Origin of the sequence: Steroidobacter denitrificans (assembly GCF_001579945.1) — a bacterium.
GTDB lineage: Bacteria > Pseudomonadota > Gammaproteobacteria > Steroidobacterales > Steroidobacteraceae > Steroidobacter > Steroidobacter denitrificans.
The window spans coordinates 2,746,537-2,769,449 of the sequence record NZ_CP011971.1 but is presented as its reverse complement, the minus strand read 5'-3'; the positions used below and the strand labels follow the sequence as shown (position 1 = coordinate 2,769,449).

Below are 22,913 nucleotides of genomic sequence, written 5' to 3'. Positions count from 1 at the left end.
TGTCATGATTGACATGGACGGCGCATATGTCAAGCCCTCTATGTCGAGCCCTCCAGGATTCCCCGCCAGGATTTCGTGCGGAAACTGCTCCATGACAGGCAGGACGGTCTTGCTCGCGGCTGTCGTCAGTCACGGCGGCTCTACCCCAAATGAGGGTTGACCAGGCGGGTCGACCATCGCAAAAGACACGTTTACCCACGGCGGGCGTGGCGAGGCCGCGGCGCGGCATTGTCCCGTGTGAGTTGTCCCGCAGGAGTTGTCCCGTGAGATGCACGTCATCTCGCATCACCCATCTGGAGAGGCTGACAATGGTGACCAAGACGAATCGAGAGAACATGCAGAAGCCTGACTGGATGAACGATGAGGAGTGGGCCTGGTTCAAGGAGCGCACAGCCTCGTTGGAACTGATCAGAAGCGATGCACACGCTGATGTGGAGGCGTACCTGGCCGATCCTGCGGGTCGATCGACGGGACAGAACGCGCAGGGCGGCTTTCCGACGCTGTTGCTGACGACGATCGGCCGCAAGACGGGCAAGCAGCGCACCACGCCGGCGGTGTTCATGCGCGATGGGGAGGACATGATCGTGGTGGGCTCGCTGGCCGGCTATGATCAACATCCGAGTTGGATCATGAATCTGCAGGCCAATCCGAACTGCTGGGTGCAGCTTGATTTCGACAAGTACGCGGCGGTGGCGCGCGATGTGACGACAGAGGAGCGCGAAGCACTGTGGCCGCGGCTGGTGAAGGTGTTTCCCGCCTGGGGTTACTTTCAGATGCAAACGGAGCGCCCTTTTGCCGTGAAGCGGCTGACGGTGAGTGCTCCGGCCTGAGCGGATTTTTCGCGGGGGCGAGAAGCGGCCGAATCGCGAACCGAGAGGCGAGGTTGCGGACCGGGACGGGGGATGAGGGGACGGAGGATGGAAGGAAAGCTGTCATGAGCGATATGAAATTCACGCATCTATTCACGCCATTACAGATAGGTCCGATGCGGGTTCCGAACCGGATCTGCGAGACGACCAACACCATCAATTCCTCGATGACCCCGGGGATGATCGATGAGCATTTCATCGCTCATCATGTGGCCAAGGCGCGCGGAGGCACCGGCTGGATCGGTAGCGAGACCTGGCTGCTGGATGTGCCGTTTCCGCCCGAGACGGCCGATGAGGTCGGCCTGTCCATCGGCTGCGCCTCGCATGGTGCGGCGTATCAGTATCCGGCGTTTGCCGAGGGGATGAAGAAGTTTGTCACCGCGGTGCACGAGGCAGGCTCGGTGGCGGTGGTGCAGCTGACACAGCTGACCTCTGCGTGGGGTCCTTCGGCAGTACCCATGATCGGCGCGCAGTCCTACACGCCGCATGTGCTGGGGGAGGAGGAGATCGAGTATTGCATCGATGTATATGCTGCCGCGGCGCGGGTGGCGCAGTCGGTGGGGGCGGATGGAATCGAGATTCATTGCGCGCACGAGACCATGGGTCACGCCTTTCTTTCGCCGGTTTCCAACCGGCGCACCGACCGCTGGGGGGGCGGGCCGAGCGAGCGCATCCGCTTCGTCGTGGAGGTGCTCAAGCGGGTGCGCGGGCGTATCGGAGAGTCGTTGGCGCTGGGCATGCGCATCAGCGCACAGGAGTTTCGTCAGGGCGGCTACGACCATATGGAAATGCGCGAGATGCTCTATGGGATCGCGCAGCACGGTCTGCTGGACTTCGTCGACATCGATACCGGGCATTGCTGGGGAGCGCCCTCGTACGTGCCGAATTCCTATTATCCGCACGCCCAATATCGCGAGGCCGGCAAGGCGGCCAAGGCGGACCTGTCGGGGTTGCCCAGAAAGGTGGCGGTGATGTTCACCGGCCGCATCAATGATCCGGTGCTGGCGGAAAACCTGATCGAGGAGGGGTACTGCGATCTGGTGGGGATGGTGCGCGCGGGGATCGCCGACCCGGAATTCGCCAACAAGGCACGCGAGGGTCGACTGGGGGAGATTCGTCGCTGTATCGCCTGCACGCGCTGCATCGATGAGGCGTCCGAGTCGCTGTATGTTCCATATACGCCGATGTGTTCGATCAATCCGGTGATCGGCAGCGAACTGCGCTGGGAGCAGCAATATCGTCCGGCGCAAAAGCCGAAGCGAGTGGTCGTGGTGGGTGGGGGCCTGGCGGGATGCGAGGCTGCACGGATTGCGGCGCAGCGCGGACATCGAGTGACGTTGCTGGAGCAGGGCAAGCGTCTGGGCGGGCAGTTGTTGATCGCAGCCAAGGCGCCGGGTCGGGATTCCTTCGAAGATCAGATCTATTTCGAGGAGAACGAGATGACGCGCCTGGGGGTGGAGGTGCGTCTGCAGAACCGAGCGGATGCCGCGTCGATCAAGGCGCTGTCACCCGAGGCGATCGTGATTGCCACCGGGGCGCGGCCGCGGGTGCCGCATGATGTATCGGGTCTGGAGCTGGCGCATGTGGCGTACGGCTGGGATGTGATGCAGGGGGCGGCTGCCTGCGGGCAGCGCGTGGCGCTGGTGTCGCAGGAGGACTATTACGAGACGGTCAGCGTGGCGGATTACCTGGCGAGTCAGGGTCGGGAGGTCGTCGTCTTTCACAAGAGCGCGCAGCTCGGCCGAGAGATCGCCCGCTACTCCCAGGGGATGGCGCTGGCGCGCATGGAGGAGTTGGGGGTGCAGACGGTTGGGAATGTGATCTTGACGCAGATCGATGCCGGGGGACTGCAGTTCGTATCGGTCTTTGGGGGCCGGCCGGTTCGCCATGAGGGTTTCGACAGCGTGGTGCTGGTGTACGGCGCGGTGGCGCAGAACGAGCTGTACGATCAGTTCAAGGCGGAAGGCTTTACGCCGCTGTATCTGGCGGGGGCTGCCTGGCTGCCGCGGCGCATGGCGGAGGCGACCCGCCATGGTGCCAATATCGGCCTGGTCATCTAGACGGCCGGCCTGCAGTCCGGCCGGTCCCAGCAGGCCCAGCCCCAGCCCAAACCACAACCCAAATCCAGGCCCGCCCAAGGCCAGGTGCAGGTCGGATTCAGTTGCCAGCCAGGAGATGAAGGTGGCGGACGCAGTGTTGAACTTCTCGGGCAGCCGGATACTGGTGACCGGCGGCACGGCCGGTATCGGCCGCGGCATCGCCGAGGCGTTTCTGGAGTGTGGCGCCACGGTCATCGTCTGCGGCCGCTCGGATCCCGAGGAGCGGCCGTCGGCAGGTGCGAATGTGGCTGAATTCCGTAAATGCGATGTGCGCCAGGCCGACCAGTGCCACGGGTTGATTCAGGACATCGCGCGCGACCATGGAGGTCTCGATGTCCTGGTCAATAACGCCGGAGGCGGCCCCGAGGTCGATTCGGCGACCTGCTCTGCGTCGTTGATCGAGAAGGTGATCCAGCTGAATCTGACAGCTGCGTTCTTCATGTCACAGGCGGCGTATGCGGCCATGAAAGACCAGCCGGAAGGCGGTTCGATCATCAATATTTCGAGCGTGTCGGCGGTGCGCTCATCGCCGCGTACTGCGGCCTATGGAGCAGCCAAGGCCGGACTGCTGAACCTGACGGAGTCGCTGGCGATGGAGTGGGGACCGCAGCGCATCCGGGTCAACGCATTGATCGTCGGCCTCGTGACCACCGAGAATTCACGAGAACACTATGGTGGAGAGGAGGGGATAAAGCGTATCGGCGCGATGCTGCCGCTGCAGCGCATGGGCAGACCGCGGGATGTCGCCGATGCCTGTCTATACCTTGCCTCGCCGCTGGCCGCCTATGTAAGCGGCGCCAAAATCGAAATACACGGCGGCGGCGAAAAGCCCGTGTTTTTGGACCTGGCGCAAATTGCCCGCGGCAGTATCGGCTGAGGATCGACGAAGTTCGATTGCAGGCTGCTTGAGGTGCACCTATCATGCCTGGATGACGTGACGGACGGGCACGGTGGGCCCGTGCCTCCTGCCGGAGGCTTGATGCTCGTCCGCTCCTTTCCAGGTTCGAGCCTTCCCGTTCTCGCAGGGGCCATGCACCGTAATGAGCCAGCCGCTAGCGTTCGATAAGCGACCGAAAGCCGCAGATGGAGCGATGTCCCTGCCGTTGGAGCAGTTCAGTGCGCTGATCGGTGCTATTTATCAGGGGCCGCTCGAGCCGGTGCCGTGGAGCGAGGCGCTGATCATGTTGCGCCGGCTCATGCGGGCGAATTGGACGACGCTGATTCTACGCTCCGCCTCGGTAGATCAGCCTGCGCTGCTGACGCGGGCCGGTGAATGGGGGGCGGAGGTGTGCAATTCCTCCTATAGCCACTATCAGTTCTTTTCGATGGACCCGTTCATGGGATTGCCTATCGAAAAAGTAGTCACCATCGATGAGAGGAGCGATACCTCCTGGATGGCGGGAGAGTTTTACAAATCGTTTCTGGAACCGAACGACATCCGCTTCATCATGGGGGCCGATCTGCTCACCGAGGGCGGTGCCAATTGCCGGCTGCGCATCACGCGGGCGTCGGCTGCCGGGGAGTTCTCGGCGCAGGACAAGGCGTTGACGCAGGCGCTGCTGCCGCACCTCAAGCGTGCGGTGACGCTGCATTCGCGCATGGGCTTCATCGAAACGGAGCGGCAGCTGTATTCGAGCACCATGGACCGCATGCTGGTGGGCATGATCGTTTTCGATGAAAAAGGTGCGATCATGCGCACCAACCGTATCGTTGATGCGTTGCTGAAAGCGAAGGATGGGATTCGGATCGTTCACAACGAGTTGCGTGCCGATTTTCCAGCCGAGGACCGGGAGTTGCAGCGCTTGATCGCTCTGGCTCTGGACGCGGCGGGGCCGGCGCCGGGAGTTCCGGAGGCGATGTCGCTGACCCGGCGCTCCGGGGGAGCCAGTTTGAGCGTGCTGGTACGGCCGATACCGATCGGCGAATACTCGGAGGGCCGTCATCGTCCCACTGCGGTGGCGTTCATCCGGGATCCGGAACAGAAATCGCAGTTTTCCCTGGAGACGGTGCGAAACCTGTTCGGCCTGACGGCCGCGGAAGCCACGCTGGCGCTGCTGCTGGCCAACGGCCTGACGCTGGATGAGGCGGCCGCGGAGTTGAAGATCCGCAAAAACACGATTCGAGCCCATCTCCGCTCGATCTTTGCCAAGACCGGCGTGCGGCGACAAACCACCCTGGTTCACCTGCTGTTGAACAGCGTCGCCTCGATGAGCTAGCGGCGTGGCCCTCGAGGGCGTTGACCGCTGCCTGGTTCCTCAATAGCCTGAATCCGGGGTATGGTGCGGGCGGGCGCTGCTTCGAGGAGTGAGAATGCAATTCTGGCAATCGTCGTTTTTGTGTGAAGGTGACCAGCTATTCGATGTGGCGAAGGCCTGTGAGAGCATAGGGTTCCATGGGTTCATCGTTCCGGATCATCTCGTGCATCCGGAGAAGCAGGAGTCGAAATACCTATATTCGGCTGATCACAAGCCGCCGCAATTTACGGATGAAACGCTGTGGCCCGATCCCTGGACACTGGTCGGCGGGCTGGCGGCGGTGACGCAGAAGCTGCACTTTTGCACCAGTATTTATATTTTGCCGCTGCGCCATCCGATCGAGGTCGCAAAGGCGACCGGCAGCTTGGGATATTTCTCCAAGGGACGCTTGCATCTGGGTACCGGCGCCGGCTGGATGAAGGAGGAATTCGACATGATGGGTGTCGACTTTCATACTCGCGGCAAGCGTTATGACGAGTGCATCGAGGTCATCCGCAAGTTGCAGACCGGAAAATTCGTCGAACATCACGGACGGTTTTTCAACTTTCCACGCGTCATCATGACTCCGGCTCCGCCCGCTCCGGTTCCGATCCTGATCGGCGGCATCAGCGAGCCGGCACTCAGACGCGCCGCCCTCCTCGGGGACGGCTGGGTTGCTCCCGGGCAGACGCTCGAACAGGCGCTCGACACGCTGCGGACACTCGAAAAGTTGCGCAAGGAGTACGGCACCTACAACAAGCCGTTCGACTCGATCGTGGCGATCTGGGACGAAAGACCGATGACTCCGGCTGATATACGCCGTCTCGAAGATGCCGGCGCGACCGGCTACACGGTCTTTCCGTTCGCCTTCACCCTCGGCCCGAATACGACGCTGGCGCAGAAGCGCGCGGAACTCGAACGGGTCGCCGAGGAGCTGATTTCCAAGGTTTGAATGAATATCGCATCGCTGACCACCGAGGCGATCGGCTTGAGCGAACTGGCGGCGCTGGCGCGCTTGCCGGAGGCCGATGCCGCTTCGCCATTTGCCGAATTTCCTTGTCTGCTCCTGCACCTGGACGAGTCTGCACCTGGACTGAGCATAGACGAGGAGGCGTTCATTGCCGGCTGGCTGCGCAGATTGTCGTGCCCGGTCGTTGCCATCGCCGAACAGGGGGTGCATGAGATTGTGCAGCAGGCTTGCGACATGGTCGTGCCGGATGCGGCGTTGCTGGGTGCCACCCTGGAAAATATACGGCGCTCTCCGCTGGCCGCCATGACGTTCGTGCAAGTGTTGCGGGTCACCGAGCACATGGCCGCCGAGCAGGCGCTTGTGGTCGAGTCGCTGGCCTATGCCGTGCTCCAGGGCGGTCCGGAGTTTCGCCGCTGGCTGGATGAGCGGGCGCCGCGCACCGGCGCAAGGGCCAATGATCCAGGGCCGCCCGTACTGATGGAGCGCCAGGGCGAAAATTTCGAGATCCGGTTGAATCGCCCGTCCCGCCGTAATTCGATGTCGGTGGAGATGCGCGATGGACTTTGCGAGGCGCTGCAACTCGTGGTTGCCGATCCGTCGATCAAGAAGGCGCGGCTGGCGGGCAACGGAAAAAGTTTCAGTGCCGGCGGCGACCTCGATGAATTCGGTACGCGGCCTGATACAGCGACAGCGCATGCGATACGCAGTCTGCGGCTGCCGGCGGCAGTGCTGCTCCAGTGTGCCGAGCGGGTCGAATTTCATGTGCACGGGGCCTGTGTCGGTGCCGGCGCGGAACTGCCTGCTTTCGGCCGATATGTACGCGCGACACCTGACGCGTTTTTCCAGCTTCCTGAAATTCGTCTTGGACTGGTTCCCGGCGCCGGCGGCTGTGTCAGCATTCCGCGCCGCATCGGTCGTCAGCGCGCTGCCTATATGGGTTTATCGGCCGAGCGCATCGATGCATCGACGGCACTGGCCTGGGGATTGATCGACAGCATCGAGGATCGATCGCTCCCTTAAGACTCGATCGGGAACTCACCGCCGGGCGGAAGCATGGGTGGTTGCAGCAACGAGTTGTAGTCTGGGTGGGCGATGAATGGTGTAATATCGGCGGTCATAGTTAAGAATTCATATCCGCCGCAGCAGCTAGGCTGTGCGGTGAAAGATCAAGGCACCAATGCCTGAATTAAAGCGACGGGAATACACATGAGGCTGTTGAAGGCAGGCACACGCGTGAAATGCGCGGTATGCGATACGGAAGTGATGGTGGTGCGCTCGCCGGCCGAGGAGGTGGTGCTGAGCTGCGGAGGGGTGGAGATGGTGGCGATGGATGCGCCCAAGAGGGTCGGTGAGCATGTGGCGGCTGAGGCGGGGGAGATGGCGCTGGTGGGCAAGCGTTATGTGGATGCGGGCGATACGCTGGAGCTGCTGTGCACGAAGGCGGGCAAGGGTGCGCTGGGGCTTGGGGGTGAGGCCTTGACGGTGAAGCAGGCCAAGCCGCTGCCCTCTTCGGATTAGGATCAAGCGATGAATCTGGTCATGGCGCTGGAGATGGCGGCGCAGTGCCATGCGCAGCGCATTGCGGTGAGCTGCGGGGAGACGCATCTGACGTACGGGCAGCTGCTGGCGGGCGCGCAGGCAGGCTCGCGGCGCATCGCCGCGGCGGGGGTGAAGTACTTTGGGGTGCTGGACACCAACAGCCCGGCGGTGCCGATTGCGCTGTTCGCCGCGGCGTATGCCGGGGCGGTGTATGTGCCGCTGAACTACCGGCTCACCGCGCCCGAGCTGCAGGAGCAGCTGCAGCGTATTGCCCCGGCGGTGCTGCTGAGCGATGAGCCGCTGCTGAGCACGCTGCGCTTGCCGGCGGGGATCGAGGTGCTGCGGCGGGAGGAGTTTTTGCGCCTGAGCCTGGGGGCGATCGAGGCCTCGGCATCACCAGGGGCATCACAAGGGGCATCACCAGCGGTAGCGGAAGATCTGGCGGCCCCGGGCCAGGGTGAGGATACCGCCATTCAGCTGTTCACCAGCGGCACCACGGGGCGGCCCAAGGCGGCGGTGCTGCGTCATCAGAACCTGATGTCCTATGTGCTGGGCACGGTGGAGTTTGGCTGTGCGAGCGAGACGGATGCGATCCTGATCTCGGTGCCGCCGTACCACATCGCGGGTATCTCGGCGATCTTGAGCTCCACGTATGCGGGCCGGCGCATGGTGCAGATGGCGAACTTCGATGCCGCCGGCTGGCTGCAGCTGTGCCGCTCGCAGCGGATCAGTAATGCGTTCGTGGTGCCCACGATGCTCTCGCGCATCGTGGATCATCTGCAGCAGGCGGGGTGTGCGACGGCCGAGGTGCCCTCCTTGCGGGCGATCGCCTATGGGGGGGGGGCAAGATGCCGCTGGCGGTGATCGAGCAGGCGATGGGGTATTTCCCGGGGGTGGACTTCACCAATGCGTACGGGCTGACCGAGACGAGCTCGACGATCTGTCTGCTGGGCCCTGAGGATCATCGCAGTGGCTTTGAGAGCCAGGATCCGCAGATTCGCCGGCGTCTGGCCTCGGTGGGCAAGCCGGTGCCGACGGTGGAGCTGCAGGTGCGCGATGAGGACGGCCAGCTGCTTGGAGCGGGGCAGTCCGGGGAGATCTATGTGCGCGGCGAGCAGGTCTCCGGGGAGTATCTGGAGCAGGGCAGTCAGCTCAATGCGCAGGGGTGGTTCGCCACGCGCGATCGCGGCCATGTGGATGGCTTCGGGTATGTGTACCTTGAGGGCCGGGCGGATGATGTGATCGTGCGCGGCGGGGAGAATATCTCCCCCGGGGAGATCGAGGAGGTGCTGCAGGAGCATCCGGCGCTGCGCGATGCGGCGGTGGTGGCGGTACCGGATCGTCAATGGGGCGAGGGGGTCGGGGCGGCAGTGGTGCTGAAGGCGGGCGCGAAGGCGACGCCGGCGGAGCTGCAGGAGTGGGTGCGCCGGCGGCTGCGTTCCTCGCGCGTTCCCAGTGAGATCCGTTACCTGGATGAGCTGCCCTACAATGAGATGGGCAAGGTGCTGCGGCGGGTGCTCAAGCAGCAGTTCGCCGATCTGACGACCTAGCCGATCTGACGACCTGGCTGAGCAGACGACTGAGCGGCCTCGATCCGCGGGCAGGCAGATGGTTGCAAAATCGATCTGGCGGGCGCTGCTCATGCGCGGCTACAGTACGCAAATGAGCAGCATGCTACGTCACAGTCTTGTTCTCATACTCCTCGTTTCGATGATCCAAGCGCCTGCATTTGCGGCCGGCGGAGATGGGTACTTCGGCTTGCTGCGGGCGCGCGACTTGACGCCCTTCGGATATCTGCGCCTGGATATGCGTCCGGCGTACGCAGGCTCCCTGGCGCCTGGCTCATGGGCGATGGAGGCCGAGTTGGCGTATCAAAATACCTGGGCGCTGAGTCCCGAGGTGGAACGTTATCTCGTCGGCTTGCCGGGGCGCCGTACGCTGGGTCCTGCCGAGTATCAGGCGATGCTGGATCTGCCTGGCGATAATTACCTGGTGGATCAAGAGCTGGCACAGCTCGATGTCACTCTACATTATCAGTTCACTGCAGATTGGAGCGCTTACCTGATTTTGAGCGGTGCAGCGTATGGCGGTGGATTTCTCGATAGCGCGATCGAGGGGTTTCACGATACGTTCGGCTTCAGCAGCTTCGGGCGGCATGCAGTATCGCGCAATGATGCCAACATATTGCTGAACCTGAAGTCGACGCAATACGTCTCATCCGGCATGCCAACGAGCGGCGGACTGCTGGATCCGACGATCGGTGTACGTTACTCGGGCGTGAGCCTGCCGGAGAAGTGGAAACTGATCCTGGAGGCGGCCGCCAAGCTTCCGCTGAACGGTCATCGTACGATCCTGTCCACGGGACGTACCGATGTCGGCGTGCAGGCGGCGGTACAGCGCTTTTCAAAATCTCAAGCGATCTATGTGAATGCCGCCGCCGTGTACTATGCGGGCGCCGGTGGATTCATGCCATCCGACGCACAAATCGTACCCACCTTGGTGCTGGGTTATGAGCGACGCCTGACGCAGCGAACCAATGCAATTCTGCAGGGCTATATCAGTCCCAGCGTATACGATCGCAACGAAACTGATCTGTATGAACTGCTGGCCACCAAGTATCAACTGAGCCTGGGATTTTTCCATCGCAGAGGCAGACACGCCTTCCGCTTTGCGATCACGGAGAATCTGCAGAATCTCAATAATACGCCCGACATCGGCTTTCAGCTGGGCTGGACATTCTCTCCCGAAAGGAGCGTCGATTAGGCGTCGAAAAATTATCGCCTCATCGCCGGGACCGATCGACCCCGGCACAAGGCTCGTTGCCGATCCCGGCTATGATAAAGTGGTCAGGCTCAGGCCGGTATTCATCGGCGACACCTTGCACGCCGACACGGAAGCGGTGGTGGTCAAGATCGGCGGATCGCGCCTCCAGGCAGGCATCGTCATGTGCCGACACGAACTATTGAATCAGAAAAGTGAAACGATCCACGAATGTCTCCGAGCGGATCAATTGAATCGAAGTCCGTAATGATGCAACTACGTTCATTGCTGTTCGTGCCGGGCGATCGCCCCGACCGGATGCGAAAGGCGCTCACCTGCGGCGCGGATGCCTTGATCCTGGATCTGGAAGATTCGGTGGTGCTCGAGGCCAAGCCGGCCGCGCGCCGTGCCGTTCATGCATTCTTGAAAGACGTCGAAGGCAGTACGACATGCCTTTTCGTCCGCGTCAATCCGCTGGACAGCGGTCTCGTCGACGAGGATCTCGAGGCGCTCTGCGACGCGCGGCCGGATGGAATCATGCTGCCCAAGGCGGAAGGGGGCGCCAGTGTCGCGGCGCTGGATGCAAGATTGACCTCGCTGGGGTGGACGGACGGCATGATCTTGCCGATCACCGCCGAAACTCCCAGCGCCATATTTTCCCTTGGCTCCTATAGAGGCAGCAGCACCCGGCTGTGTGGTCTTACCTGGGGTGCGGAAGATCTACCGGCGTCGATCGGCGCAATCTCCGCGCGACAAGAGGATGGCCGATATTCAGCACCCTACGAGTTGGCTCGTTCCCTGACCTTGTTTGCGGCCCATGCGGCGGGAGTAGCAGCGATAGAAACAGTCTATCCGGCTTTTCGCGATCCGGAGGGTCTGGCCGCTTATGCGCAACGCGGCCGCAGGGACGGCTTCACCGGCATGATGGCGATTCATCCGTCACAGATCGAAATCATCAATGCTGCCTTTACGCCCACCGATGCGCAGATTGCGGCAGCGCGGGCCGTGGTGGAACTATTCGAAAACAACCCGGGAGCAGGTGCGCTCAGTATCGAGGGGAAAATGATCGATATACCGCACTTGAAAGCCGCGCGCCGGGTTCTCGCGATGAAGACAAAGGATGGTTCCTGAGCGAATCTGCTCTACGCCTTCTTCACAAACTGCGATTTCAGCTGCATGGCGCCGATACCGTCGATTTTGCAGTCGATATCGTGATCGCCTGCGACCAGGCGGATATTCTTCACCTTGGTGCCCATCTTCACGACCAGGGATGAACCCTTCACCTTGAGATCCTTGATGACGGTGACGGTGTCGTCATCCTGAAGTTCGTTGCCGACCGCATCGCGTATCGCCTGCTTTGATTCGGCTTCCTCAGCTGAGGCATCCTTGCTCCATCCATGCGCGCATTCTGGGCAAATGTATAGATTTCCATCCTCGTAGGTAAATTCCGAGGTGCACTGCGGACACCTGGGCAAGCTGCTCGATGACATCATCTCTCCAAATCGCCAGGCGATATGATAACAGGCCCATTCCGTGGACTTCCAGGCAGCATGCTTGGCAGCCGCCGGCGGCTGCTGGTATATGAAATGACAGGTGCCGGTGAGAGCGGGGCCTTGCGGACGCGTCGTTTCCGAGGCTGATCCCGAGGCTGATGCGACCATCATCCGGGTTGACAATCGAGACTGGCGGCGCGCTACCATGACGACGAGCAGCGGTGCATGGCAATGAAGCTTTACGACGATCCAAGATCAGGTAACGGCTACAAGGTAAGGTTGTTGCTTGCGCATCTTGCCTTGCCGTATCAATACGTTTTTGTCGATATTTTGCAGGGCGAGACCCGAACCAGGGAATTTCTCGCCAAAAATCATAATGGGCGTATACCAGTCCTGGAGCTGGATGACGGAACGCGCCTGCCCGAATCGAATGCCATTCTCCATTTCCTGTCTCAAGGGACGCACTATTGGCCGAACGGGTTGCTGGAGCAGTCGCAGGTGTTGCAGTGGATGTTCTTCGAGCAATACAGTCACGAGCCGAACATCGCAACGGCCAGGTTCTGGTTGACGGTCAAAGGCATGGAGAAAACTCCCTTCAATATGGAGTTGCTGCGACAAAAGCAGACGGCGGGCAATCAGGCGCTGGCAGTCATGAATGCGCATTTGCAATCACATACATTCTTCGTCGGTGAGCAATATTCCATCGCGGATATCGCGCTTTATGCCTACACGCATGCAGCGCCTGAAGGAGGTTTCGAGCTGTCGGCCTATCCTGCGGTCGTTGCCTGGCTGCAGCGGGTTCGGCAACAGCCTGGACATATCGCGGCCAACGAGCAGCATGCCGCCGCAGCGGGACGCGTGGCGGGGCAGACATCGGCAATGGACGGCCGCTTCGGCACGATGTGCTGATGCAGGCTCTCGACGCGGTTCCGACACGGCGCAGCGTCGCGACGCGTGCCAAGCTCATCAGTGTCGCTGAGCGACTGTTCGCCGAGCGTAGCATCGAGGGTGTCTCGCTCAACGAGATCAGCAAGGCAGCTGCTCAACGCAACAGTAACGTCTGCCAGTATCACTTTGGTGATAAACAGGGTCTCCTGCAGGCGATCCTCGACAAGCATGTGCCTGGGATCGCCGCTGCGCGCGAGGTCATGCTCGGGCGGCTGCAGGGTTCACCGTCCAGGCGGTGGCTGCGCCCGCTGGCCGAAGCCCTGGTGCGGCCGGTGGCCGCGAAGCTTCATGATGCCGACGGCGGTCGGGAGTTCATTCGCATCAATGCGCAGCTCATTGCGCTGCATACGCTTTCGGTGCGGGGCGTACCCGCTTCGACGATGCGCCTGGCGCACGCCGATCGCTTCACCCGTGCGTTGCAGCGCGCGCTGCGCGCCGCCGCGGTGCCGGGACCGGTGGCTCGCAACCGCGGGATGCTCGCCGCGGTGCTGGTCTTTCACGGCCTCGACGATTACTCGCGTCTGCTGGATGCGGCCGGCGAACGTCGTGCGACGGTCGACATCCGGCTGTTCGTCGCCAATCTGGAAGACGCCGTCGTCGCCTTGCTGTCCGCCGCAGTCTCAGCCGGGACTGGTTCAGCGGACGGTTCGCGACGCGCGCGCGAGATATTTGGCGAACAGTAAACGCCGAATCAGACCGCGATACGCGTCCAGGCCTCCTTGCCGGCGCTGGCGGGTTCGCCCGCCATGATGCGCGGCGCCAGCTGCGAGACGATATGAACCTGCGCCGTATCGGATAGACCCAGGGCCCGCAGGGCGCCTTCCAGTCCGTCGATCAGTTGCCGGCGTTCCTTCTCATCCGGACAGTTGTCACGCGCCAGGGCGGCCAGTTCGTCACCGACGCTTTCCAGCGTTTCGGCGATCGATGGAGCGAATTCGCTCAGATCACCCCGCAGGCGTGCCGCAAAGCGAAATGAATTGTAGGTACACGCATAGGCGCGATGGCGCAGCTTGAGATTTTTCAGCATTCCCAATTCCGGCCTCCTTGGGGCGAGTCCACAGAACAGGCGATGACAGTGTGGACGGCATCACATCGGCGGTGGTGTGCGCTGGATCCCAGATTGCCTTCGTCTTCCGTGCGGACGGGGCGCATTCGGCGGTTTTGCCGCGGTTCGCCGGCGGATCGGGTCGGTATGGATTCCGCCCAGGCGCTTCAGCCGTGTATTTCAGGCGCGGCCGACGTTGCGATCGGTGGGGGCGTGGTAATACTCGCTCTCCCGCGCGAACTGGTATATCAGCTTACGCAGTTCTTCCAGTCGGCTTTCGGCCGTGCTGATCGGTGTACATTCCTCGCATTCCGGGTCGGGACAGGGTTGGCGTGAGTACAGCCAATACTGGACGGCGCCGGCCATCAACCCATCGGCGATATCCCAGATATCGGCCTTATCGTCGGTATCGGCAATCCTGTTGGCCAGATCCACGGCCTTACCGAAGGCTTCGCTGAATGGGTTATCGGTTTCCTGCATGGTCCTGGCCGGTGCTCAACACATGTCGCATTGTACCCGTCCCGAGTCCCTCCGGAACCCTGTTCCGATCCGAACGGATCTTTTGCTCCGGTCGCCCGGGCATCGTTCGCAAACCGTCTTGAAGATATGCCATCGGGCTGGTCTACTGTGCCGGACATTCCGCTGGAGCGATCGATGGCCGACGAACAGACCCTGGACCCCCAAATGGATGCGGGAGCCCTGTATCAGGAAGATACTTTTACCGATAGGAAGGTGGGCACGATCCGCCGGCTCACGCCCGTCAAGAGCGACGGCAGCGTGGATGCCGATCGTCCGGTGCTGTTTCTGGGCCAGGCCGAGATCATGACCAACATGGGGCCGGTGCCGATCAGCTTCGAGATTCCCGGCGCCACGCTCGATGCGGCGGTTGCCGGCTTCGCCGGTGCTGCGGCTGCGGGAATCGAACGCACGGTGCAGCAGATTCAGGAATTGCGCCGTCAGCAGGCCTCCCAGCTGGTGGTTCCGCAGGGCGGCATGCCGAATCTGGGTGCCGGCGGTCTGGGGGGCGGCGGCAAGATCCAGATCCCCTGATCCGGATCTCCTCAAGAACATACTTCGGGAGCGGCTGCCGGAAGACGGCATTGCACCCGCAAACCCGGCCGGTTGTCCAGCAATTCCATGCTGGCCAGGTGCATGCGCATCACTGCGGCCACCAGGCTCAGACCCAGGCCGCTGCCGACCTGATCGCGATCGCGTTCCAGGCGAACGAACGGTTGCAGGATGCGTTGACGATCCGCTGCCGGAATGCCCGGTCCGTCATCCGCCACGCTCAGCAGCAGGCCGTTGGGTTCGTGGGCGATGCCGACTTCGATGTGTCCACCTGCCGGAACATATTTGATCGCGTTTTCGATCAGGTTCACGAGCGCCTGTGCCAGCAGCTGGCCGTTGCCGCGGATGGCTGCGGTCCCGGTGCCGGAATACGTCAGCGTGATGCCGCGCTCGCCGGCCTCCGGGGTGTAGAGATCCACCAGTTCCCGTGCCAGCCGCGCCAGGTCCACATCCTGGGTGGGCAGTTCATGCGCACTGCCGTCGGCCTGGGCGATCTGCAGCAAGGTACCCAGTATGCGCTGCACGCGCTCCAGTTCCGCGAGCGTCGCTTCCATGGTCTCACGTGAACCGTCGGCGAGATCGGGATGCCGGAGCGTTTCCTCGATGCGTACTCGAGCGCGGTACAGGGGACCGCGCAGATCGTGCGCGGCACTGTCGAACGTGGTGCGCAGGACACGCGTCTGCTGTTCGATACGCTCGAGCATGCGGTTGACTGCGGCAGCCAGTGCATCGAACTCGTCATGAGCAGTCCGCATCGGCAGGCGCTGCGACAAGTCGCCCGCCATGATCGATTCACAGGTTGCCGCAAAAGCGCCTAGTCGGCGGCGAATACCCCGGCTGTAGGCGATGCCGAAAGCGGCTGCCAACAGCACGATCGAGCCGATACCCCAATACATCGCCGTGCGCAGCCGCGAGGCGAGCCGCCGGCGTTCCAGGATATCCGTGCCCACCAGCAGCCGCCGGCCGCTCGGCAGCACAAAACGCTGTGCGCGTACCGGATGCGCGATGATGCCGCCTGCTTCGCTTGCATCGATCTCGAATTCGATCCATTCGTCGTAGATCCGGACCTCCGTCGGCCAGCGCGCCAGGTTCCCGGCGATCGGATAGCCGTTGGCCTCGGTCAGCAGATAGACGGCGCCGAAACGGCCCCAGCTGTCGGTGCGCCGGCGCAGAGTCGATACCAGCTGCAGCAGGCCGCCGCGTGAATAGTCATCCACCAAGTGACCCACTTCCGAACTGATGACTGCATCGACTTCGCGATCCAGTACCCGTGCGGTGAGATAATAGACCGAGGTCAGGATCAGGGCGACGCCGGCTGCGAACACGAGGATCAGCAGCAATGCAAGCCGCGAGGATGACAGACGAATGCGCAATCGCGGCGCCGGTTCCAGGCGTGAACCCTGCGCGTGGACGTGCCCCGCTTCCATACGCCCGGATGCGGCCGGAGAGGATTTTCTGCGGCCGGTATCCGTGTGCCCTGCCGTGGTAGGGCCAGGATCCGTCATGCGGGGCGTCGTGGGGAACTCATTCCCTCAGAACATACCCTGCACCGCGCACCGTGTGAATGAGTGCCTTGGAAAATCCCCTGTCGATGGCGTTGCGCAGGCGGCTCATATGCACATCGGTGATATTCGTCTGGGGGTCGAAATGCAGGTTCCACACCCCTTCCAGCAGCATGGTGCGCGTCACCACCTGCCCGGCGCGACGCATCAGGTATTCCAGCAGCTGAAATTCCTTGGTGGTCAACTCGATCGTGCGGCCGGCACGGTTCACGCGGCGCGCCAGGAGATCCAGCTCCAGATCGGCGACTTTCAGCCGGGTGGTCTCGGCCGAGGCGGTGCTGCGGCGATTGAGCGCCTCGATGCGTGCCAGCAGCTCGGCAAAGGCGAAGGGCTTGGTCAAGTAGTCGTCGCCGCCGGCCTGCAGTCCATGTACACGGTCATCCACCGTGCCAAGCGCGGACAGGATGAGCACGGGAGTGTGATCGTTGCGCCGGCGCAGCGCGGCGATGATTTCCAGGCCATCGAGATGCGGCAGCTGCCGATCGGCGATGATGATGTCGTAACCCCCGGCAAGCGCCTTCGCCAGGCCGTCGCGTCCGTCGGGGCTGTGGTCGATCCGATAGCCGTTCTCACGCAGCCCCTTGGCCAGATACTCGGCGGCTTGCAGGTCGTCTTCGATCAAAAGCAGTCGCATGCGGTTCGTTTTCCAGGCAGCCTCTTGCGGGTATCAGCCGATGCGCACCGGTAGAAAGATCTGCGCATCCTGACGCTGGATCAGCAGCGCAACGATCTTGCCCTTGCGCTGCTTGGCTGCCTGGCGCAATTCATCGAGCGATTTCACGGTCTTGCCGTTGACGCCCAGGATGATATCGCCGGGCCGCACACCGGCTTGCGCCGAAGGGCCCTCGACATCCTCGACCAGCAAAGCGCCCTGAGTGCCGCTGCGGCGCTGCTCCTCGGGCGTCAGGGTGCGTATGGCCAGTCCCAGGCGCACTGCCTCATCGTCGCTGTCTTCCCGATTTGCCGCGCTACGGGTTGCTTCCGCCTGCATCTGTTCGGGATGCACCGTGAGACGCTTGATACGTCCGTCGCGCCAGACTTCGATCCGTACCGCGCTGCCGGGCCGGGTGTTGGCGATCAACCCGGGAACCTGGGAAGAGCGGTCGATCGCTGTATCGCCGACCTTCAGGATCACGTCGCCCGCCTCGATGCCGGCCTTGGCGCCCGGGCCGCCGTCTTCGACCATGCCGACCAGAGCGCCTCGCGGCCGGTCCAGCCCGAAGGAATCGGCGAGTTGTGCGTTGACGTCCTGGATGGACACGCCGATACGGCTGCGGATCACCTTGCCGGTGCTGACCAACTGTTCGCGCACCTGGTTGGCAACGTCGATCGGAATGGCGAAAGACAGGCCCATATATCCGCCGGTACCGCTATAGATCTGGGAGTTGATGCCGACGACCTCACCCTTGAGATTGAACAGGGGGCCGCCGGAATTGCCGGGATTGACAGCGACGTCGGTCTGGATGAAAGGCGTGTAGTTGCTGCCGGGCATGGAGCGCGAAGTCGCGCTGACGATACCCGCGGTGACGCTGTTTTCGAAGCCGAACGGAGAGCCGATGGCGATGACCCACTGTCCGGGCCGCAGTTCCTCGGGATTACCGATGCGTACCGTAGGCAGGTTGTCGGCATCGATTTTCAATACCGCGACATCGGTGGCCGAATCCGCGCCGATGACCTTGGCCGTGTATTCACGCCGATCGATCGTCTTGACGGTCACTTCGGCGGCAGTGTCCACGACGTGAGCATTCGTCAGGATGTAGCCGTCGGCGCTGACGATGAAGCCGGAACCTTCTCCGCGCGAAGGCGGCAGCTCGCCGCCGCGAGGCAGGGGACGCCTGAAACGCCGAAAGAATTCGTACAAGGGATCGTTGGGAGAGAGACCCGGCAGATCGATGGTGTCGGCCACGTCCCGGCGCTCGCCGATGACCGTAATATTGACGACTGCCGGCCCGTACTGGTCCACCAGGGAGGCGAAATCCGGCAGGGTGGACGAGACGGCGCCCCGCATCGGTTCCTGGGCATTCCCCGCAGAAGCTCCCGCCCCGCCGGCCGTGACGCCGACCGGCGGCGTGGCGGCGCGCGAATCGAGGTTTCCGGAACAGGCGACCGAGGCCATGCCTACGGCGATCGATACGATGCCGACACGCAACCAATTCGCAACCATATGCATGGACTCCTAGGTCGAAGACATGATTATGACGGTCTCTGGAAGCCGGAGTTCGCGAATATTACGGAGAGTTAATTACAATCCGCTGCCACCCCTGAACTGCGGGTACCGCCGTGTCCAACCTGCCGCCGCTCCATTTGTCCGCGCCACTCGCACCGAAGGAGTCTTCTGCCGCGTGCATTCCCGCGCGCCTGCGCGAGATTCCCTACAACTACACCTCGTTTTCGGATCGCGAGATCGTTATACGGCTGCTGGGCGAACCGGCCTGGGACCTGCTGAACGAGTTGCGCGGCGAACGGCGCACCGGCCGCTCCGCTCGCATGCTGTACGAGGCGCTGGGCGACATCTGGGTGGTGCAGCGAAATCCTTATCTGCAGGACGACCTGGTCGATAGTGCCAAGCGCCGGCGCCAACTCGTCGAGGCGCTGCAGCATCGCCTCAACGAGGTCGAACGGCGCCGCGACGATACCGACGCCGAGCGCGATCGCAAGGTGGGTGAATTGTTGCGCGCGGCGCGTGAAGCCGTGGAGTCCTTTGCCGACGGCCTGGAACAAGTGGCGAGTTTGCGCAAGCGTGCTCGCCGCCTGCTGGAGCGCCATACGCGTGCCGACAACATCCGCTTGGATGCATTCGCCCGTGTCTCGCATGTCACGGACGCCACCGATTGGCGCGTGGAATATCCGTTCCTGGTGCTGTCGCCCGATGGAGAGGACGAGATTCCGGCTTTGGTGCGCGGCTGCATCGAGTTGGGATTGACCATCATTCCGCGCGGCGGCGGCACGGGCTACACCGGCGGCGCAGTACCGCTCACGCCGCGGGCCGCGGTGATCAATACCGAGAAACTCGAGGCGCTGGGCAAGGTCGAAACGCGGCCTTTGCCGGGTACGACGGATGATGCGCCGAGCATTCTCACGGGCGCAGGCGTGGTGACCCGGAGGGTTGCCGAGGCGGCGGATCGTGCCGGACTGGTGTTCGCGGTCGATCCCACCTCGGCGGATGCCTCCTGCATCGGCGGCAACGTGGCCATGAATGCCGGCGGCAAGAAGGCGGTATTGTGGGGAACGGCCGTCGATAATCTGTTGTGGTGGCGCATGGTCGACCCGGACGGCAACTGGCTGGAGGTGACGCGGCTCGAGCATGATCGCGGTAAGATTCACGAGGTCGATCAGGCGAAGTTCGAACTGGTGTGGAAGGATGGCCGCGCCGCGCCGGCGCATGCCCGCGTATTGCGCACCGGTGTCGTGGCGATCGAGGGCCGCAGGTTCCGCAAGGCCGGTCTGGGCAAGGATGTGACCGACAAGTTCCTGGGCGGTTTGCCGGGGGTGCAGAAGGAAGGCTGCGACGGCGTGATCACCTCCGCACGCTGGCTGCTGCATCGCATGCCGAATCATGTTCGTACCGTATGCCTGGAGTTCTTCGGGCATGCGCGCCACGCGATTCCATCGATCGTCGAAATCAAGAGTCACCTGGATGCGCAGGCGCGCAGCGGCGGCGTACAACTTGCGGGACTGGAGCATCTCGATGAACGCTATCTGCGCGCGGTCGGCTACTCGACCCGTTCCAAGCGCGGCGCACTACCCAAGATGGTGTTGCTCGGCGACATCGTCGGGGATGACGAGGATGCCGTGGCGCGCGCCACTTCCGAGGTGGTGCGTATTGCGAACAGCCGTTCCGGCGAAGGTTTTGTAGCGGTCAACCCCGAGTCGCGGCGGCAATTCTGGCTGGACCGTTCACGCACCGCCGCCATCGCCAAGCACACCAATGCCTTCAAGATCAACGAGGACGTGGTGATACCGCTGGATCGCATGGGGGATTACACCGACGCGATCGAGCGCATCAATATCGAGCTATCCTTCAAGAACAAACTGAAGCTGCTGGACGAGCTGCTGGAGTATTTCAGCACGGAGCTTACGTTAGGCAAGATCGAGGATCCCGATCTGGAGCATGCCTCCCGCGACGAGCGGCTCGGTGAGCGTCAGCGTCAGGCGCGGCATGTGCTGGAGCAGGCGCGGGCGCGCTGGCGCTACCTGTACGAGCACCTGGACACGCCGCTGGCGCAGGCGTTGCCGGCTCTCGCCGCGCTGGGCTTCGAACCGTTGCGCGGGGATTTCGAGCGCCGGCTGGAGCGCGAGCCGGAGGCACGCATATTCGACCTGGTGCAGGATCGTTCCGTGCGCACCTCGTGGAAAACCGAAGTGCGGGCTCATTTGCGCCGTTCATTCGTCGGCAGTACGTTCGCCCCGGTCATCGAGGCGGTCGAGGCGATTCATAAGCGAGTCCTGCGTGGACGCGTATGGATTGCGCTGCATATGCATGCCGGCGACGGCAACGTGCATACCAATATTCCGGTCAACTCGGATGACTACGAAATGCTGCAGGAGGCCAATCGTGCCGTAAAGCGCATCATGCAGATCGCCCGCTCGCTCGGCGGCGTCATCTCCGGCGAACACGGCATCGGTATCACCAAGCTGGAATTTCTGTCCGCGGCGGAGACTGCCGATTTTCGGCGCTACAAGAATCGCATCGATCCGGATGGTCATTTCAACCGCGGCAAGTTGATGCCCGGCGGCGATCTGCGCAATGCCTATACGCCGAGCTTCAAGCTGATGGGTCATGAATCGCTCATCATGCAGCAGTCGGACATCGCTTCCATTGCGGCAGCGGTCAAGGATTGCTTGCGCTGCGGCAAATGCAAGCCGGTATGCGCAACCCATGTGCCGCGGGCGAACCTGCTGTACTCGCCCCGCAACAAGATCCTGGCGACCTCTCTGCTGATCGAGGCGTTCCTGTACGAGGAGCAGACACGCCGCGGCGTATCGATTCGACACTTCGATGAATTCGCGGATGTGGCGGAGCACTGTACGCTGTGCCACAAGTGCGAAAAGCCTTGCCCGGTCGACATTGATTTCGGCGATGTGTCGATGGCGATGCGCGATCTGCTGCGCCGCATGGGCAAGAAGCGCTTCAATCCCGGGACCGCCGCCTCGATGTTTTTCCTGAATGCGACTCATCCGGAAACCATCAAGCTGACGCGCAAGGTGATGCTGGAGTGGGGTTTCAAGGCACAGCGCCTGGCGGGTCGGGCGATGAGCGTGTTCGCGTCGCCGCAGACGGCGCGGCCTCCGGCGACGACCGGCAAGCCGCCGGTTCATGAGCAGGTCGTGCATTTTGTCAACAAGAAGATGCCCGCCGGTCTGCCCAAGAGAACGGCGCGGGCGCTGCTCGACATCGAGGACCGCAACTATGTGCCGATCATCCGCGATCCGGCCCGCACCAGCAGTGAATCCGAGGCCGTGTTCTATTTTCCCGGGTGCGGTTCGGAGCGCCTGTTCTCACAGGTGGGCTTGGCGACCCAGGCCATGCTCTGGCAAATCGGTGTACAGACGGTGTTGCCGCCGGGGTACATGTGTTGCGGCTATCCGCAACGCGGCAATGGTGATTTCAGCAAGGCCGACAAAATGATCACCGACAACCGGGTGTTGTTCCATCGGGTCTCGACCACCTTGAATTACCTGGACATCAGGACCGTCGTGGTGAGTTGCGGCACCTGCTACGATCAGCTGCAGGACTACAAGTTCGAGGAAATCTTTCCGGGCTGTCGGATCGTGGATATCCACGAGTTTCTGATGGAACGCGGCGTCCGGTTGGCAGGTGCCACCGGAGTGCGCTACATGTACCACGATCCCTGCCATACACCGATCAAGACCCATGATCCCATGCAGGTGGTGAATACGCTCATCAACGAACAGGTCAACGGCCGGGTGGAAAAGAATGAGCGCTGCTGCGGGGAGTCGGGTACATTTGCGATCAGCCGTCCCGATGTCGCTACCCAGGTGCGCTTTCGCAAGGAGGAGGAAATGCGCGCCGGAGCACAGAAACTGCGGGCGGACGGGTTTCAGGGGGAAGTGAAGATTCTGACCTCCTGCCCCTCCTGCATGCAGGGATTGAAACGCTACAACGACGATGCGGCTACCGAGGCGGACTACATCGTGATCGAGATCGCCCGGCATGTGCTGGGTGAGCGCTGGCTGCCGGAGTATGTGAAGGCGGCCAACGCCGGCGGCATCGAGCGGGTATTGGTGTAAGGCATGCCCGGCATGCCCGCCCCGTGGCGCCGGGCCGGCGACGAACGACACGGACTATTCGCGGGATCGGACGG

The 22,913-nt window shown here is 62.5% G+C and carries 21 protein-coding genes; 15 read left to right on the top strand and 6 right to left on the bottom strand.

Going from position 1 to position 22,913, the window contains the following annotated elements:
* The first annotated feature begins 308 nt into the window (after positions 1 to 308).
* From ACG33_RS12460 to ACG33_RS12410, 11 genes are all read left to right on the top strand, one after another.
* Positions 309 to 830: a nitroreductase/quinone reductase family protein gene (locus ACG33_RS12460; protein ID WP_066921638.1), complete on the top strand. Its 522-nt coding sequence runs from the start codon at positions 309 to 311 to the stop codon at positions 828 to 830.
* A gap of 104 nt (positions 831 to 934) precedes the next feature.
* Positions 935 to 2,929 (top strand): FAD-dependent oxidoreductase, encoded by a 1,995-nt coding sequence (locus tag ACG33_RS12455; protein WP_066921636.1) that lies wholly within the window; start codon positions 935 to 937, stop codon positions 2,927 to 2,929.
* Between the two features lie 115 nt (positions 2,930 to 3,044).
* Positions 3,045 to 3,845, top strand: a complete 801-nt coding sequence (locus tag ACG33_RS12450; protein ID WP_157071784.1) for an SDR family oxidoreductase — start codon at positions 3,045 to 3,047, stop codon at positions 3,843 to 3,845.
* Positions 3,846 to 4,059: 214 nt separating this feature from the next.
* Positions 4,060 to 5,184 (top strand): helix-turn-helix transcriptional regulator, encoded by a 1,125-nt coding sequence (locus ACG33_RS12445; protein ID WP_210399059.1) that lies wholly within the window; start codon positions 4,060 to 4,062, stop codon positions 5,182 to 5,184.
* 94 nt (positions 5,185 to 5,278) lie between these two features.
* Positions 5,279 to 6,154, top strand: coding sequence for a TIGR03619 family F420-dependent LLM class oxidoreductase (locus tag ACG33_RS12440; RefSeq protein WP_066921632.1), 876 nt, complete (start codon positions 5,279 to 5,281; stop codon positions 6,152 to 6,154).
* A complete protein-coding gene (locus ACG33_RS12435) occupies positions 6,155 to 7,192 on the top strand; it encodes an enoyl-CoA hydratase/isomerase family protein (RefSeq protein ID WP_066921630.1) in 1,038 nt (345 codons plus the stop codon).
* A gap of 186 nt (positions 7,193 to 7,378) precedes the next feature.
* The gene (locus ACG33_RS12430; RefSeq protein ID WP_066917856.1) at positions 7,379 to 7,690 is read left to right on the top strand and encodes a hypothetical protein; all 312 of its coding nucleotides are present in this window, start codon (positions 7,379 to 7,381) and stop codon (positions 7,688 to 7,690) included.
* Between the two features lie 9 nt (positions 7,691 to 7,699).
* Positions 7,700 to 8,575 (top strand): AMP-binding protein, encoded by an 876-nt coding sequence (locus tag ACG33_RS16780; protein ID WP_237392625.1) that lies wholly within the window; start codon positions 7,700 to 7,702, stop codon positions 8,573 to 8,575.
* Positions 8,560 to 9,261 (top strand): class I adenylate-forming enzyme family protein, encoded by a 702-nt coding sequence (locus tag ACG33_RS16775; protein WP_237392624.1) that lies wholly within the window; start codon positions 8,560 to 8,562, stop codon positions 9,259 to 9,261. The genes ACG33_RS16780 and ACG33_RS16775 overlap by 16 nt, the downstream gene beginning before the upstream one ends.
* Before the next feature lie 160 nt (positions 9,262 to 9,421).
* Positions 9,422 to 10,474: a DUF3187 family protein gene (locus ACG33_RS12420; RefSeq protein ID WP_168160090.1), complete on the top strand. Its 1,053-nt coding sequence runs from the start codon at positions 9,422 to 9,424 to the stop codon at positions 10,472 to 10,474.
* 267 nt (positions 10,475 to 10,741) lie between these two features.
* Entirely contained in the window at positions 10,742 to 11,602 is an 861-nt protein-coding gene (locus ACG33_RS12410) for an HpcH/HpaI aldolase/citrate lyase family protein (protein WP_066923378.1), read from the top strand.
* Between the two features lie 11 nt (positions 11,603 to 11,613).
* Here the strand turns inward: ACG33_RS12410 and ACG33_RS12405 are convergent, their stop codons facing one another.
* Complete coding sequence (locus ACG33_RS12405) at positions 11,614 to 11,961, bottom strand: zinc ribbon domain-containing protein YjdM (protein ID WP_066923375.1); 348 nt, start codon at positions 11,959 to 11,961, stop codon at positions 11,614 to 11,616.
* 234 nt (positions 11,962 to 12,195) lie between these two features.
* Between ACG33_RS12405 and ACG33_RS12400 the strand changes: the two genes are divergently transcribed.
* Together ACG33_RS12400 and ACG33_RS12395 are read left to right on the top strand one after the other, a co-directional pair.
* Positions 12,196 to 12,873, top strand: coding sequence for a glutathione S-transferase family protein (locus ACG33_RS12400; RefSeq protein WP_083536876.1), 678 nt, complete (start codon positions 12,196 to 12,198; stop codon positions 12,871 to 12,873).
* The gene (locus ACG33_RS12395; protein ID WP_066921624.1) at positions 12,873 to 13,595 is read left to right on the top strand and encodes a TetR/AcrR family transcriptional regulator; all 723 of its coding nucleotides are present in this window, start codon (positions 12,873 to 12,875) and stop codon (positions 13,593 to 13,595) included. The genes ACG33_RS12400 and ACG33_RS12395 overlap by 1 nt, the downstream gene beginning before the upstream one ends.
* A gap of 8 nt (positions 13,596 to 13,603) precedes the next feature.
* Here ACG33_RS12395 and ACG33_RS12390 read toward each other — a convergent pair whose 3' ends face one another.
* Together ACG33_RS12390 and ACG33_RS12385 are read right to left on the bottom strand one after the other, a co-directional pair.
* Positions 13,604 to 13,939, bottom strand: coding sequence for a hypothetical protein (locus ACG33_RS12390; RefSeq protein WP_066921623.1), 336 nt, complete (start codon positions 13,937 to 13,939; stop codon positions 13,604 to 13,606).
* Positions 13,940 to 14,137: 198 nt separating this feature from the next.
* A complete protein-coding gene (locus ACG33_RS12385) occupies positions 14,138 to 14,437 on the bottom strand; it encodes a hypothetical protein (RefSeq protein ID WP_066921621.1) in 300 nt (99 codons plus the stop codon).
* A 174-nt stretch (positions 14,438 to 14,611) separates the two neighbouring features.
* Between ACG33_RS12385 and ACG33_RS12380 the strand changes: the two genes are divergently transcribed.
* Complete coding sequence (locus ACG33_RS12380) at positions 14,612 to 15,007, top strand: hypothetical protein (protein WP_066923372.1); 396 nt, start codon at positions 14,612 to 14,614, stop codon at positions 15,005 to 15,007.
* An 11-nt stretch (positions 15,008 to 15,018) separates the two neighbouring features.
* On the opposite strand, the gene ACG33_RS12375 is transcribed toward ACG33_RS12380, so the two are convergent.
* Genes ACG33_RS12375 through ACG33_RS12365 form a run of 3 tightly spaced genes read right to left on the bottom strand, consistent with a single transcriptional unit; the run spans position 15,019 to position 18,751 of the window.
* Positions 15,019 to 16,530 carry a sensor histidine kinase gene (locus ACG33_RS12375; protein WP_083536874.1) on the bottom strand — a complete coding sequence of 504 codons (1,512 nt, stop codon included), beginning with the start codon at positions 16,528 to 16,530 and terminating at the stop codon, positions 15,019 to 15,021.
* A 19-nt stretch (positions 16,531 to 16,549) separates the two neighbouring features.
* Positions 16,550 to 17,221, bottom strand: a complete 672-nt coding sequence (locus tag ACG33_RS12370) for a winged helix-turn-helix domain-containing protein (RefSeq protein ID WP_066921617.1) — start codon at positions 17,219 to 17,221, stop codon at positions 16,550 to 16,552.
* Positions 17,222 to 17,254: 33 nt separating this feature from the next.
* Positions 17,255 to 18,751 carry a Do family serine endopeptidase gene (locus tag ACG33_RS12365; RefSeq protein ID WP_066921615.1) on the bottom strand — a complete coding sequence of 499 codons (1,497 nt, stop codon included), beginning with the start codon at positions 18,749 to 18,751 and terminating at the stop codon, positions 17,255 to 17,257.
* Positions 18,752 to 18,891: 140 nt separating this feature from the next.
* Between ACG33_RS12365 and ACG33_RS12360 the strand changes: the two genes are divergently transcribed.
* The gene (locus ACG33_RS12360; protein ID WP_066923369.1) at positions 18,892 to 22,839 is read left to right on the top strand and encodes a DUF3683 domain-containing protein; all 3,948 of its coding nucleotides are present in this window, start codon (positions 18,892 to 18,894) and stop codon (positions 22,837 to 22,839) included.
* Positions 22,840 to 22,913: the final 74 nt, after the last annotated feature.

Coding starts and splice junctions, on each gene's coding strand:
- ACG33_RS12460 (WP_066921638.1), top strand. CDS start 309: ATGGTGACCAAGACGAATCGAGAGAACATGCAGAAGCCTGACTGGATG.
- ACG33_RS12455 (WP_066921636.1), top strand. CDS start 935: ATGAGCGATATGAAATTCACGCATCTATTCACGCCATTACAGATAGGT.
- ACG33_RS12450 (WP_157071784.1), top strand. CDS start 3,045: ATGAAGGTGGCGGACGCAGTGTTGAACTTCTCGGGCAGCCGGATACTG.
- ACG33_RS12445 (WP_210399059.1), top strand. CDS start 4,060: ATGTCCCTGCCGTTGGAGCAGTTCAGTGCGCTGATCGGTGCTATTTAT.
- ACG33_RS12440 (WP_066921632.1), top strand. CDS start 5,279: ATGCAATTCTGGCAATCGTCGTTTTTGTGTGAAGGTGACCAGCTATTC.
- ACG33_RS12435 (WP_066921630.1), top strand. CDS start 6,155: ATGAATATCGCATCGCTGACCACCGAGGCGATCGGCTTGAGCGAACTG.
- ACG33_RS12430 (WP_066917856.1), top strand. CDS start 7,379: ATGAGGCTGTTGAAGGCAGGCACACGCGTGAAATGCGCGGTATGCGAT.
- ACG33_RS16780 (WP_237392625.1), top strand. CDS start 7,700: ATGAATCTGGTCATGGCGCTGGAGATGGCGGCGCAGTGCCATGCGCAG.
- ACG33_RS16775 (WP_237392624.1), top strand. CDS start 8,560: ATGCCGCTGGCGGTGATCGAGCAGGCGATGGGGTATTTCCCGGGGGTG.
- ACG33_RS12420 (WP_168160090.1), top strand. CDS start 9,422: ATGATCCAAGCGCCTGCATTTGCGGCCGGCGGAGATGGGTACTTCGGC.
- ACG33_RS12410 (WP_066923378.1), top strand. CDS start 10,742: ATGCAACTACGTTCATTGCTGTTCGTGCCGGGCGATCGCCCCGACCGG.
- ACG33_RS12405 (WP_066923375.1), bottom strand. CDS start 11,961: ATGTCATCGAGCAGCTTGCCCAGGTGTCCGCAGTGCACCTCGGAATTT.
- ACG33_RS12400 (WP_083536876.1), top strand. CDS start 12,196: ATGAAGCTTTACGACGATCCAAGATCAGGTAACGGCTACAAGGTAAGG.
- ACG33_RS12395 (WP_066921624.1), top strand. CDS start 12,873: ATGCAGGCTCTCGACGCGGTTCCGACACGGCGCAGCGTCGCGACGCGT.
- ACG33_RS12390 (WP_066921623.1), bottom strand. CDS start 13,939: ATGCTGAAAAATCTCAAGCTGCGCCATCGCGCCTATGCGTGTACCTAC.
- ACG33_RS12385 (WP_066921621.1), bottom strand. CDS start 14,437: ATGCAGGAAACCGATAACCCATTCAGCGAAGCCTTCGGTAAGGCCGTG.
- ACG33_RS12380 (WP_066923372.1), top strand. CDS start 14,612: ATGGCCGACGAACAGACCCTGGACCCCCAAATGGATGCGGGAGCCCTG.
- ACG33_RS12375 (WP_083536874.1), bottom strand. CDS start 16,530: ATGACGGATCCTGGCCCTACCACGGCAGGGCACACGGATACCGGCCGC.
- ACG33_RS12370 (WP_066921617.1), bottom strand. CDS start 17,221: ATGCGACTGCTTTTGATCGAAGACGACCTGCAAGCCGCCGAGTATCTG.
- ACG33_RS12365 (WP_066921615.1), bottom strand. CDS start 18,751: ATGGTTGCGAATTGGTTGCGTGTCGGCATCGTATCGATCGCCGTAGGC.